This window comes from Streptomyces sp. SID10853 (assembly GCF_010548145.1).
Classification (GTDB): Bacteria; Actinomycetota; Actinomycetes; order Streptomycetales; family Streptomycetaceae; genus Streptomyces.
Genome location: NZ_JAAGLN010000013.1, coordinates 45,629 through 58,494 on the forward strand (window position 1 = coordinate 45,629; position 12,866 = coordinate 58,494).

Consider the following 12,866-nt stretch of genomic DNA (forward strand, 5'->3'; position numbering starts at 1 on the left):
CCGGGGCAGTGACATACCGCGCACCCGCCCAGCAGGACATCGCGTCAGAGAGACGATTACACTGGGCCCGTGCCTCAACTACGCCTCGCACTGAATCAGATCGACTCGACCGTCGGTGACCTCGCCGGGAACGCCGAGGCGATCGTCCACTGGTCCCGGCACGCCGTCGGACAGGGCGCCCACCTCGTGGCGTTCCCCGAGATGGTGCTGACCGGATACCCCGTCGAGGACCTGGCCCTGCGGTCGTCCTTCGTCGACGCGTCCCGGGCCGCGCTGCGCGCGCTCGCCGCACGGCTGGACGCCGAGGGGCTCGGGGAGGTCCCCGTCGTCGTCGGCTATCTCGACCGGACCGAGAAGGCCCAGCCCCGCTACGGGCAGCCCGCGGGCGCCCCGCGGGACGCCGGGGCCGTGCTGCACCGCGGTGAGGTCGCGCTGACCTTCTCCAAACACCATCTGCCGAACTACGGCGTCTTCGACGAGTTCCGCTACTTCGTGCCCGGCGAGACCCTCCCGGTGATCCGGGTGCACGGCGTCGATGTCGCCCTCGCCATCTGCGAGGACCTCTGGCAGGACGGCGGCCGGGTGCCCGCCACGCGGTCCGCAGGGGCCGGGCTGCTGGTCTCGATCAACGCGTCGCCCTACGAGCTGAACAAGGACGACCAGCGCCTCGAACTGGTCCGCAAGCGGGCCAGGGAAGCCGGCTGCACCACCGCGTACGTCGCGATGACCGGCGGCCAGGACGAGCTGGTCTACGACGGCGACTCGATCGTGGTCGACAAGGACGGCGAAGTCGTCGCACGGGCGCCGCAGTTCACCGAGGGCTGCGTCGTGGTCGACCTGGAGCTGCCCGCCGCGGGCCCGGTCCCCTCGGGCGTGGTCGCCGACGGGCTGCGTATCGAGCACGTGACGCTCTCGGACGAACCGGTCGCCGCGTACCCGGCCGAGCTGCCGGGCGGCTACGCCGACCGGCTCGACGACGACGAGGAGCTGTACACCGCGCTGGTCGTGGGCCTGCGGGCGTACGCCGCGAAGAACGGCTTCTCCTCGGTGCTGATCGGGCTCTCCGGCGGGATCGACTCGGCGCTCGTCGCGGCCATCGCCTGCGACGCCCTCGGTGCGAAGAACGTGTACGGCGTGTCCATGCCGTCCAAGTACTCGTCGGACCACTCCAGGGGCGACGCGGCGGAGCTGGCCCGGCGCACCGGGCTGAACTACCGGACCGTGGAGATCGCGCCGATGTTCGACGCGTACATGGACTCGCTGGCGCTCACCGGTCTCGCCGAGGAGAACCTCCAGTCGCGGCTGCGCGGCACCACGCTGATGGCCATCTCCAACCAGGAGGGCCAGATCGTCCTCGCGCCGGGCAACAAGTCCGAGCTGGCGGTGGGGTACTCGACGCTCTACGGCGACTCGGTCGGCGCGTACGGGCCGATCAAGGACGTCTACAAGACCTCGATCTTCCGGCTCGCCGAGTGGCGCAACCGGGCGGCGGCCGAGCGGGGCCAGACCCCGCCGATCCCGGAGAACTCGATCTCCAAGCCGCCCAGCGCCGAGCTGCGCCCCGGCCAGGTCGACACGGACTCGCTGCCTGACTACGAGGTGCTCGACGCGATCCTGGCGCGGTACGTCGACGCCGACCAGGGCCTCGACGCCATTGTCGCGGCCGGTTTCGACCCGGAGCTGACGGCGAAGACGCTCCGGATGGTGGACACCGCGGAGTACAAGCGCCGTCAGTACCCGCCGGGCACCAAGATCTCCGCGAAGGGGTTCGGCAAGGACCGGCGGCTGCCGATCACGAACCGCTGGCGCGAGACGAGCTGAGCGCACGCTCCGTACGGGGGCCTTCCGCGACCACGCGGGAGGCCCCCTTCGGCGTACCCCGGTCCAGCACACCCGCGGTCACCGCGACGGCGAGGCCGATCACGGCGAGCACCGCGCCCACCAGGGTCGGCGACATCCAGCCCCAGCCGGCCGCGATGGCGACCCCGCCGAGCCAGGCACCGCCGGCGTTGGCCAGGTTGAATGCGGAGTGGTTGGAGGCCGAGGCCAGCGTCGGCGCGGAGCTGGCCTTCTTCATCACCAGCATCTGCAGCGGTGTCGTGGTCATGAAACCGACCGCGCCCAGGAGCACCACGCTGACCAGCGCGGCCCACTGCACATGGACGGTGAAGTCGAAGGCGATCAGTACGACGGCCAGCCCGCCGAGCGAGCCGTACACGGTGGGGCGCAGCGCCCGGTCGCTCAGCGGTCCTGCGGCCAGCGCGCCCAGCGTCATCCCGATCCCGAAGAGGGCGAGCACCAGGGTCACCGACGACTCGGAGAAGCCCATGACCTCGGTGGTGATCGAGGCGAGGTAGCTGTAGACGGCGAAGACCCCGGCGAAGCCGAAGACAGCGGTGAGCAGCCCGAGGAGGACCTGTCGGTTGCCGAGGGCGCGTACCTCGTGGCGCAGGCCCTGGTGCGCGTCGACGGGGACGTACGGAACGAGCCGGGCCAGCGCGGCCAGCGCCACCAGGCCGATCACACCGACCACGACGAAGGTGGCGCGCCAGCCCAGGTGCTGCCCGAGCAGGGTCGCGGCGGGGACGCCGACGATGTTGGCGATGGTCAGGCCGAGGAACATGGTGGCGACGGCGCGGCCGCGCCTGCCCTCGTCGACCAGTCCGGACGCGACGACCGCGCCGACGCCGAAGAAGGCGCCGTGCGGCAGCCCGGCGAGCACCCGCCCGGCCAGCAGCCAGCCGAAGCCGGGTGCGAAGGCGGACGCCAGGTTGCCGATGGTGAACAGGCCCATCAGGAGCAGCAGCATCCGCTTGCGCGGGATACGGGAGCCGATGGCGGTGAGCAGCGGGGCGCCGATGACGACGCCGATCGCGTAGGCGGAGACGAGATAGCCCGCGGTGGGCACTGAGGTGCCCAGGTCGTCGGCGACGTTGGGCAGCAGGCCCATCATCACGAACTCGGTGGTGCCGATGCCGAACGCGGAGATGGCCAGCGCGAGCAGGGCCAGGGGCATGGAGGAAGACCTTCTCTTACGAGAGCGGAGCACGGGGGACGGTGCGTGGTGCGTCGGTGCGACGGTGCACGGAGAGACCAGCTTAAGTTCTCCTGCTGAACAAAGTCTCCCCGCCGCGTTGTTCCGGCAGGTGAATGCCCCGTGAAGTGATGCGTATCTCTTCCTGCGCTCTTCCTGCGCTCTTCCTGCGCCCCGCGGCCGTTCAGAGCTTGAGGCGGGCCGCGATCGGCAGATGGTCGCTGCCGGTGCTGGGGAGCGTCCAGGAGGAGACCGGGTCGGCGCCCCTGACCATGATCTGGTCGATCCGCGCCATCGGGAAGCTCGCGGGCCAGCTGAAGCCGAAGCCGTTGCCGGCGGCGCCCTGGGTGGAGCGCATCTGCGAGGTCACCGCGTCCAGCGAACGGTCGTTCATCGTCCCGTTGAGGTCGCCGAGGAGCACCACATCGTGCAGCGGCTCCTTCCTGATGGCCGCACCCAGCGCGTCCGCGCTCTCGTCGCGCTGCGACGCGGTGAATCCGGCGTCGAGCTTCACCCGTACCGAGGGGAGGTGCGCGACATAGACGGCCACCTTGCCCTTGGGCGTGGCCACCGTGGACCGCATGGCACGGACCCAGCCGAGCCTTATGTTGACGGGCTCGGTGGCGCTCATCGGGTACTTGCTCCAGAGCCCGACCGTGCCCTCCACCGCGTGGTACGGGTAGGTGGCCGCGAGGGCCTTCGTGTACGTGGAGACCTTGCCCGCGGCCAGTTCCTCCAGGGCGACCACGTCGGCGCCCGAGGCTGCGACCTTCTTCGCGGTGCCCACCGGGTCGGGGTTGGCCGCGTTCACGTTGTGGGTGGCGACCACCAGGTCGCCGCCGGAGGCCGACTTGTCGGAGATCAGCCCGCCGAAGATGTTCAGCCAGACGATGACGGGCAGCAGCAGGACGATCAGCGCGGTGGCCGAGCGGCGCAGCAGCCCGAGGACGAGCAGCACCGGGATCCCGACGACACCGAACCAGGGCAGGAAGGTCTCGGTGAGGCTGCCGAGGTTGCCGACGCTGTTGGGGATCCGGGCGTGGAAGAGCATCGTGAGCGTGAGCAGGGCGGCGAAGAGCGCGAGGACGATGCCGCGGCGCCAGATGCCGCGGTCACCCCTCCAGCGGCCGCCGAACAGACGCCGGGCACCGGACTCGGGATGCCCGTGGTCCGAGCTGCCGTGCTCCGTGTCCGTGAAGTGCGCCTGCGCCATACCGTTGCCCTCGCTGCCTTGCCGTACACGCCGTCCCGCCCTTGACACTAAGCGATGGGACGGCACTTTCCGCGCCGTGTTGGCACGGCCCTTCTGTCACGAGGACGTGGCAGGCGGCGCCTGGAGTTCCGGCTGTGACGGAATGCGCATATTCCGGCGCGCTACCCCTCGCTCCCGCGCGGTGCGAGCCCTTCGAGCAGTGCGTCCACGACCTGCGCGGACAGGCCCTCGTCGAGCTCTGCGTAGGGGCGGAGCACGGTGCGCAGCAGCATGGGCCCCACGATGAGGTCGTTGACCAGGTCCGGGGCGAGGTCGGAGCGGATCTCGCCGGTGGCGATCCCCCGGCGTACGACCTCCATCCCCGTACGGCGCCTGGCCTCGACGACCGTGTCGTGGTAGGCGCGCCAGAGTTCCGGATAGTTCTGCATCTGCGCGAAGACGTTGTACAGCAGGGCCGACGAGCGCTTGGCGAGGCCCCGCCTGCGCAGTGATTCGAGCAGGGCGACCAGATCGTCGCGCACCGAGGTGCCCGGCAGCTCGGGGTCGACGGGCTCGATGTCCTTGAGCACGTCGATGAAGAGCTCTTCCTTGCCCTTCCAGCGGCGGTAGATGGTCGCCTTGCCGACGCCCGCCGTGCGGGCGACGCGCTCGATGGACACCTGGGTGAGCGGGACGCCCTCCTCCAGCAGCTTCACCACGGCCTCGACGATCGACCGTTCGACCGCCTCCGAGCGGGGCCGGCCGCGCCGGTGCTCGGCCGGCCTGTTCTGCTGTTCCGTCGGGGGCACGCCCGCTCCGCCTCTCACTGTCCGTTCAGTCCGTACCGATTGTCGCCGACGCGGGGACGGCGTCCGCCGCCGCTCCGTCGCCGCCGGCCGCCTTCGGACGCCCGGGCAGGAAGAGCACCACCACGACGGCGCCGAGCAGGGCGACCCCTGCCGAGCCGAGTGCCGTCAGATGCATGGCGTGCAGGAACGCGGTGTCCGCACGGCCCGCGAGTGTCCGGCCCGCGGGACCGAGCTTCTCCGCGATGCCCAGCGTCGCCTCGATCGACTCCCCCGCCGCCTTGCGCGCACCGGGCGGCACCGCGCCGAGGTGGCCCTGGATGTCACTCCGGTACGAGGCCGACAGCACGGACCCCAGGACGGCGACCCCGAGCGCCCCGCCCACCTGGCGGAAGGTGTTGTTGATCGCGGACCCCGAACCGGCCTTCTCGCGGGGCAGCGACTGCATGATCGAGACGGTGACCGGCGGCATGATGTGGGCCATTCCCGTGCCCATGACGAAGAAGACGGCCTCCATCACCCAGACGGGCGTATCGGCGCCGAAGAACGCGAAGCAGCCGAGCCCGGCGGCGACCAGCACCATGCCGGCCGTGCAGACGGCGCGGGCGCCGAACCGCTCGACGACGAGCCTGGCCCGCGGCGAGAAGATCATCTGGGCCGCGGCGAGCGGGAGCAGCAGGAGACCGGACTCCAGCGCGCTGTAGCCGCGGACGCTCTGCATGTAGAAAGCGGAGAAGAAGGTGACGCCCATCAGCGCGAAGAAGACCAGCGCGATGGCGGCGACGGCCGCGGAGAACGCCGGGTTCTTGAAGTAGGTGACGTCGATGGCCGGGTGACTGCTGCGCTTCTCGTACACCACGAAGCCGATCAGCACCGCGATGCCGCCGAGTGTGGTCAGCAGTACGGACGGTGCGGTGAAGTCGGCCAGTTCACCGCCGCGGATGATCCCGTACACCAGGAGCACGAGACCGACGATGGACAGGCTCACGCCCACCGGGTCGATATGGCCCGGGTGGGGGTCCCTGGAGTCGGGGACCAGCAGCACCATCGCGATCAGCGCGACGGCCACCACCGGCACGTTGACCAGGAACACCGAGCCCCACCAGAAGTGTTCGAGCAGCACACCGCCGGTGATGGGGCCGATGGCGATGGCCAGGCCGACGCCGCCCGCCCAGATGCCGATGGCCTTGGGCTGCTCGTCGCGCTCGAAGACGTTCATCAGCACGGCGAGAGTGGCGGGCATCACGAAGGCACCGCCGAGGCCCATCACGGCCCGGAACGCGACGAGTTCGGCCGGCGAGGTGGAGAGGGCCGCGAACACCGAGCCGATACCGAAGACCGCGAGCCCGAAGAGCAGGACCTTCTTGCGGCCGATGCGGTCACCGAGGAGGCCCGCGGTGAAGAGCAGCCCGGCGAAGACCAGCGTGTAGGCGTTGATCGCCCATTCGAGCTGGCTCTGGGTGGCGCCGAGCCCGGTGGGCGCCGGGGAGGCGATCGTCTTGACCGCCACGTTGAGGATGGAGTTGTCGAGCACCACGATCAGCAGGCTCAGCATCAGCGCGGCCAGGATCGCCCAACGGCGCCGGTGGACGGCTTCGGGTATGCGGGGCGCTGCGACCGGCCCCGTGGAATTGGTCATGGGAGCAGCGTAGAGCAATTTCGATACGAGACCGTCTCGTATCGAAAAGATTTTACCCGGCGGCGGTCGGCGGGCGCGGAGCCCACTTCCGTGCGGCGATGGTGGGGTGCAACCATGGAGGCGGTCCGGGGACGCCGTCAGGGCGCCTCGAGATGACGAACAGGAGCGTTGCGATGACGCGCGCGTTGAACCCTCAGAGCCCCACCCCCTCATCCGGTGCCGGTACGCCCGGCGCCCCATCGGCGGAGAAGCCGGCCGACAGCAAGGCGCTGTACGGCGGCCGGAGCAGCAGGCGCATCACGGTCCACGACATCGGCGGCGCCAAGGAGCGCGGCGAGAAGTGGCCCATGCTCACCGCCTACGACGCGATGACCGCGTCCGTCTTCGACGAGGCGGGCATCCCGGTGATGCTCGTCGGCGACTCGATGGGCAACTGCCACCTCGGTTACGACACCACGGTCCCGGTCACCCTCGACGAGATGACGATGCTCGCCGCCGCCGTCGTACGCGGCACCTCGCGGGCCCTGGTCGTCGCCGACCTGACCTTCGGCGCCTACCAGGAGGGCCCCGTCCAGGCGCTGCGCAGCGCGACGCGCCTGGTCAAGGAGGCCGGCGTGGGAGCGGTGAAGCTGGAGGGCGGCGAGCGCTCGCACCAGCAGATCGAGCTGCTTGTGCAGTCCGGCATCCCCGTCATGGGACACATCGGGCTGACCCCGCAGTCCGTCAACTCCATGGGCTACCGGGTGCAGGGCCGCGGCGAGGAGGCCGCGCAGCAGCTGCTGCGCGACGCGAAGTCCGTGCAGGACGCGGGCGCTTTCGCGGTCGTACTCGAACTCGTACCCGCGGAGCTGGCCGCCGAGGTCACCCGCATCCTGCACATCCCGACGGTCGGCATCGGCGCGGGCCCCGAGTGCGACGCGCAGGTGCTCGTCTACACCGACATGGTCGGCCTGACCGGCGGCAAGGTGCCACGCTTCACCAAGCAGTACGCGGATCTGCGCCGGACGCTCGGTGACGCGGCGAAGGAGTTCGCCGACGAGGTCGTCGGCGGGACTTTCCCGCAGGAACAGCACACCTTCCACTGATCCGTCCGTCCGGACCAGGCCACCGCCGCACGGCCCGACAGCCCGCCGACATCCCCCATCGGCGGGCTGTCGGCATTCTGTCGGTGACTTGTCAGTGGCGGCTGGTCTGATGGTCGGCATGACGCGAATCGACAAGAACCCCGGGAACGGCGGACCCGCCGTACAGGTGCGGGGGCTGGTGAAGCACTACGGGGACACCAAAGCCCTGGACGGCGTGGACCTGGACGTCCAGGAGGGCACGGTCCTCGGCGTGCTCGGGCCCAACGGCGCCGGGAAGACGACGCTCGTACGGGTCCTCTCCACCCTGCTGCAGCCCGACTCGGGCACCGCCACCGTGGCCGGTTACAACGTCCTGACCCAGCCGCGCCAGCTGCGCCGGGTCATCGGCCTCACCGGGCAGTACGCATCGGTCGACGAGAAGCTCTCCGGCTGGGAGAACCTCTACATGATCGGCAGGCTGCTGGACCTGCCCCGCAAGGACGCCAGGCGCCGTGCCGACGAACTGCTCGAACGGTTCTCGCTGACGGACGCGGCCAAGAAGGCCGCGATGAACTACTCGGGCGGGATGCGCCGCAGGCTCGACCTGGCGGCCTCGATGATCGGCAACCCGTCGGTGCTCTACCTGGACGAGCCGACGACCGGCCTCGACCCGCGCACCCGCAACGAGGTCTGGGACGAGGTGCAGCGCATGGTCGCGGAGGGGGCGACCGTGCTCATCACCACCCAGTACATGGAGGAGGCCGAGCAGCTCGCCAACGAGCTGACGGTCATCGACAAGGGCCGGGTCATCGCCAACGGCAAGGTGAACGAGCTGAAGGCGAAGGTCGGCGGCCGCACCCTGCAGATCCAGCCGAGCGACCCCGGGCAGCTCCCCGCCATGGCACGCGCCCTGGCCGAGGCCGGGCTCGACGGTGTCGCCGGCTCGCAGGCGGTGCCCGACGAGGGCCTGCTCAATGTGCCGATCCTCAGCGACGAGCAACTGACCGCGGTGGTCGGGCTGCTGGCTTCGCGCGGCTTCGGCATCACCAACATCGGCACCCATCTGCCCAGCCTGGACGAGGTGTTCCTGGCCATCACCGGCCAGAAGCCCACCGCGGCGCAGGACGGCTACGACGAGAAGACCGACCAGGTCCAGGAGGCCGCGGTATGAGCACGGCAACGATCGAGAAGCCGGCACCGGCCGTGCCGGCCGCGACCGCCGACGAGGGGCGGATCGGACTGCGGGGCAACCTCCGGCACATCGGAGCACTGGCCCGGCGCAACGCGCTGCAGATCAAGGCCGACCCGGAGTCGATGTTCGACGTCCTGCTGATGCCGATCATCTTCACCCTGCTGTTCGTGTTCGTCTTCGGCGGCGCGATCGCGGGCAAGGGCAACCAGACGCAGTACGTCGACTACGTCGTCCCCGGCCTGATGGCGATGATGGGCATGAACATCGCCATGGCCGTCGGCACCGGGGTCAACGACGACTTCAAGAAGGGGGTGATGGACCGCTTCCGCAGCATGCCCATCGCCCGGTCGTCCGTCCTCATCGCGAAGATCGTCGTCGAGATCGGCCGGATGCTGGTCGCCATCACGATCCTGCTGACCGTGGGCTTCATCCTGGGTCTCACCATCCACACATCGGTGCTCTCGCTCTTCGCGGCGATCGGCCTCTCGCTGGTGTTCGGCGCCTCGCTGATGTGGATCTTCATCCTGCTCGGACTGACCATGAAGACGGCACAGGCCGTCCAGGGGATGGCCATGCTGGTCCTGATGCCGCTGCAGTTCGGATCGTCGATCTTCGCCCCGCCGACCACGATGCCCGGCTGGCTCCAGGCGTTCACCGACTACAACCCGCTCTCCAACCTCGCGGACGCGGCACGGAACCTGATGAACGGCGGCCCGGTCGCGCACTCCGTCCTGATGACGCTCGGCTGGTCGGTGGCGATCACCGCGCTCACCGCGCCGCTTGCGATCCGTAAGTTCCGCAAGAAGACCTGACGCGGCCGTTCAGGACGACGGCTGCTCGCACCGCTCCACCAGGGCGACGGCCTCGTCCGGCGTGAGGCGGCCGCCCTCGGCGTACGCGCGCTCGTAGTCGGCCTCCCCCAGGGCGGCGCGGGCCGCCGCCTCGGCCTTCTCGCGGTTGGCGCGCTCCGTGGCCGCGCTGAAGTGGCCCGGCGGCAGCTGCGCGTCGGATGCGGCCAGCAGCCGCACCGCGTCCCGCGCGTCCGCCGGCTCGCCTGGGCCCGCCAGCGCCCAGGCGTACGTGACCAGATGGGTGGCGGGCATCTGCGGGGCCACCATCTGCGACAGCGGGTCACCCGTCCGCGTCAGCGCCTTCCACGCCTTGCCGCGGCCCTCGGCGTACCGGCCCTCCTCGTTGTCAAGCCAGGCCATCAGACCGAGCACGATGCCCTCGAAGATCGCGAGCGGCCCCTTCATGAACTTCTCCTGCAGCAGGCCGAGTTCGGCGCGCGCCTCGGACGTCCTGCCCACGCGGCCCAGCCACATGGCCAGAATCATCCGGGCCACCGGCCAGACCTCGTGCCCGACGTCGGGCCCCTGTTCCTCCTCCAGGACCTGCCGCAGGACCGTCTCGCCCTCATCGTCCCGGCCCGCTTCGAGCAGCACCCCGGCGTATCTGGCCCGCAACACCGCGACCTGGGTCCGCGCGCCGAGCCGCTCGGCGTAGCCGAACGCCATCCGGTAGTCCTCACCGGCGAGCTGGAAGTCGCCCCGCCGCTCGCGGGCCTCGCCGCGCGCGGAGAGCGCCTCGGCCGCCCCCCAGGCGTCGCCGAGCCGGATGAAGATCTCCAGGGCCTCCTCGGCGTCCCTGGTGGCGTCACCCGCCCAGTCGCTGCGGTTGGCCAGTATGTTGGCCCGCATCTGCAGGGCGCTGGCCAGCTCCCACTCGTATCCGAACTCCCGGCAGGACCGCACCGTGTCGTCGAGCACCTCCCGCAGCCGGCCGGGGGCTCCGGTGAGCATGATCGCGAAGAACCAGAGCGAGGCCGGGGACCGGCAGGTCTGCGGCAGCCCGGGGCTGTAGGCCGCCACCACCCGGCTGAGCCGCTCCTTGTTGGCCGGTGTGGTCCAGTCGTCGAAATCGTGGTCGGCGGACGACAGATGGATCAGCCGTACTCCGCGCCGTGCCTCTTCGAGCAGTTCGGGGCTCATCGGCGGCGGGGCGTCCGTGCACCGCGCGTGCAGCGGCGGGGCCTTCGCGACCGGCGGCTCGAAGGGGTCGGGGCCGAGATCCGCGGTCGCGCCGCACCAGTGCCGGGAGTCGGCGCGCAGATCGCGCATCTGCCAGAACCAGGCCAGCGAGTGCACCAGGATCAGCGCCTCCTGCTCGTCGCCCGCGGCGACGGCCCGGCGCAGCGCGGTGCGTACGTTCTCGTACTCGCGCACCAGCAGGTCGATCGCCGCGAGCTGGCCGTGCCCGCGCAGCTCGGGGTCGGCCAGCCGGGCCAGCTCCCGGTAGTGCACCAGATGGCGGTGTTCGGCGTCGGGGCGGTCCCCCGCCTCGTCCAGCCGCTCGGCCGCGTACTCGCCGACGGTCTCCAGGAGCCGGTAGCGCATCTCGCCCGTGCCCGAAGGGGCGGCCACCACCAGGGACTTGTCGACCAGCGAGCCCAGCACGTGCAGGGCGTCGTCGCCGCACACCGCCTCGACCGCCGCGAGCCCGCAGCCACCGGCGAAGACGGAGAGCCTGCGCAGTACGGTGCGCTCCGGCTCGTCCAGCAGGTCCCAGGACCAGTCGACGACCGCGCGCAGGGTCTGCTGGCGCGCCAAAATGGTCCGGGCGCCGCCGGTCAGCAGCCGGAAGCGGTTGTCGAGCCGGTCGGCGATCTGGCGCGGGGAGAGCATCCGCAGCCGGGCCGCGGCGAGTTCGATGGCGAGCGGCAGCCCGTCGAGGCGGCGGCAGATCTCGCGGGCGGCCGCCGGGTCGTCGTCGATCCGGAAGCCGGGTCTCGCGGCGCTGCCCCGCTCGGCGAACAGCCGCAGCGCGGACGGCTGGGGCAGTGGTTCCAGGGGGCGTACGACTTCGCCGGGCACCCCGAGCGGCTCCCGGCTGGTGGCGAGGATCGTCAGCCCGGGGCAGCGGGCGAGGAGTTCCTCGGCGAGGGTGGCTGCGGCGGCGATGACATGTTCGCAGTTGTCGAGGAGGATCAGCATCCGGCGCCGGGAGCAGTGCTCGGCGAGCCGGGTGAGGGGGTCGTCCGCATGCCGGTCGGCGGCGCGTATCTCCTCCACGCCCGCGCCGCGCAGCACCGTCTGGCGGGCGCCGAGCGCGCCGAGTACGGCCTCGGGCACGGTCTCCGGGTCGTCCACCGGGGCGAGCTCGGCCAGCCACACCCCGTCCGGCCAGGCTCCGGCGGCCGCCTCGGCCGCCTCCTGGGAGAGCCGGGTCTTCCCGGCCCCGCCCGGACCGAGCAGGGTGACGAGCCGGGCCGACCCGAGGTCGCCGCGCAGAGCGTCGATATCGCTCTCGCGCCCGACGAAGCTGGTCAGCCGGGCCCGGAGATTGCCGGGCCTGCGCCCGCCTGCGCCGTGGTCGGGGTCCTGCGGGCCCGAGGTCTGCGGGCCCGGGGTCTGTGTGTCAGGGGTCTGTGTGTCAGGGGCCGGCCGGGCCGGGGTGTGCCCACCCGGGGCGGCCGCCCCGGCGGAACTGGCAGCACCGGCAGGCACAGCGGCCTCAGCAGGCGAATCCGGAACGGCGGACTCGGCAGGCCCAGCAGACCCAGCAGGCCCAGCAGGCCCAGCAGGCCCAGCAGGCCCAGCAGGCCCAGCAGGCCCAGCAGATGCAGCAGACGGAGCAGACGGAGCAGACGGAGCAGTCTCGTCCGGTGACAGCAACTGCGCATGCAACGCGCGCAGTTCGGGCCCCGGGTCGGCGCCGAGGCGCTCGACGAGTCCGCGCCGCACCTCCTCGTACGCCGCGAGTGCCTCCGCGGTCCGCCCGGCGTCCCGCAGCGCCCGGATGCGCAGAGCCTGCAATGGTTCGTCGATGGGATGGTCGGCGCAGAGCGCGGCCAGTTCCGGCAGCGTCTCGTCGGCCCGGCCGAGCGCGAGGGCCGCGGCGAGCGCGACCCGGCGCGCGTCCAGCCGCCTGGCCTCCCAG

9 protein-coding genes are annotated in these 12,866 nt (G+C 71.2%); 4 read left to right on the forward strand and 5 right to left on the reverse strand.

Going from position 1 to position 12,866, the window contains the following annotated elements; translation table 11 throughout:
• Positions 1-69 precede the first annotated feature (69 nt).
• Positions 70-1,821 carry an NAD+ synthase gene (locus G3I19_RS05195; RefSeq protein ID WP_164259947.1) on the forward strand — a complete coding sequence of 584 codons (1,752 nt, stop codon included), beginning with the start codon at positions 70-72 and terminating at the stop codon, positions 1,819-1,821.
• Here the strand turns inward: G3I19_RS05195 and G3I19_RS05200 are convergent.
• From G3I19_RS05200 to G3I19_RS05215, 4 genes are all read right to left on the reverse strand, one after another.
• On the reverse strand, positions 1,793-3,016 hold the full coding sequence (locus tag G3I19_RS05200; RefSeq protein ID WP_164259949.1) for an MFS transporter: 1,224 nt from the start codon (positions 3,014-3,016) through the stop codon (positions 1,793-1,795). The genes G3I19_RS05195 and G3I19_RS05200 overlap by 29 nt on opposite strands.
• Before the next feature lie 202 nt (positions 3,017-3,218).
• A complete protein-coding gene (locus G3I19_RS05205) occupies positions 3,219-4,247 on the reverse strand; it encodes an endonuclease/exonuclease/phosphatase family protein (protein ID WP_164259951.1) in 1,029 nt (342 codons plus the stop codon).
• A 161-nt stretch (positions 4,248-4,408) separates the two neighbouring features.
• A complete protein-coding gene (locus tag G3I19_RS05210) occupies positions 4,409-5,035 on the reverse strand; it encodes a TetR/AcrR family transcriptional regulator (RefSeq protein WP_164259953.1) in 627 nt (208 codons plus the stop codon).
• Between the two features lie 25 nt (positions 5,036-5,060).
• Entirely contained in the window at positions 5,061-6,671 is a 1,611-nt protein-coding gene (locus tag G3I19_RS05215; protein ID WP_164259955.1) for an MFS transporter, read from the reverse strand.
• A gap of 173 nt (positions 6,672-6,844) precedes the next feature.
• Here G3I19_RS05215 and panB point away from each other — a divergent pair, with 173 nt between their 5' ends.
• From panB to G3I19_RS05230, 3 genes are all read left to right on the forward strand, one after another.
• A complete protein-coding gene (gene panB / locus G3I19_RS05220; protein ID WP_164259956.1) occupies positions 6,845-7,756 on the forward strand; it encodes a 3-methyl-2-oxobutanoate hydroxymethyltransferase in 912 nt (303 codons plus the stop codon).
• Positions 7,757-7,865: 109 nt separating this feature from the next.
• Positions 7,866-8,906, forward strand: coding sequence for an ATP-binding cassette domain-containing protein (locus G3I19_RS05225; protein WP_203599199.1), 1,041 nt, complete (start codon positions 7,866-7,868; stop codon positions 8,904-8,906).
• Positions 8,903-9,739, forward strand: a complete 837-nt coding sequence (locus G3I19_RS05230) for an ABC transporter permease (RefSeq protein ID WP_164259961.1) — start codon at positions 8,903-8,905, stop codon at positions 9,737-9,739. Before G3I19_RS05225 ends, G3I19_RS05230 begins: the two co-directional genes overlap by 4 nt.
• 9 nt (positions 9,740-9,748) lie before the next feature.
• Here the strand turns inward: G3I19_RS05230 and G3I19_RS05235 are convergent.
• The coding region (locus tag G3I19_RS05235) for a BTAD domain-containing putative transcriptional regulator (protein WP_164259963.1) at positions 9,749-12,866 on the reverse strand (3,118 nt) is incomplete at its 5' end.

Coding starts and splice junctions, on each gene's coding strand:
- G3I19_RS05200 (WP_164259949.1), bottom strand. CDS start 3,016: ATGCCCCTGGCCCTGCTCGCGCTGGCCATCTCCGCGTTCGGCATCGGC.
- G3I19_RS05205 (WP_164259951.1), bottom strand. CDS start 4,247: ATGGCGCAGGCGCACTTCACGGACACGGAGCACGGCAGCTCGGACCAC.
- G3I19_RS05215 (WP_164259955.1), bottom strand. CDS start 6,671: ATGACCAATTCCACGGGGCCGGTCGCAGCGCCCCGCATACCCGAAGCC.
- panB (WP_164259956.1), top strand. CDS start 6,845: ATGACGCGCGCGTTGAACCCTCAGAGCCCCACCCCCTCATCCGGTGCC.
- G3I19_RS05225 (WP_203599199.1), top strand. CDS start 7,866: ATGGTCGGCATGACGCGAATCGACAAGAACCCCGGGAACGGCGGACCC.
- G3I19_RS05230 (WP_164259961.1), top strand. CDS start 8,903: ATGAGCACGGCAACGATCGAGAAGCCGGCACCGGCCGTGCCGGCCGCG.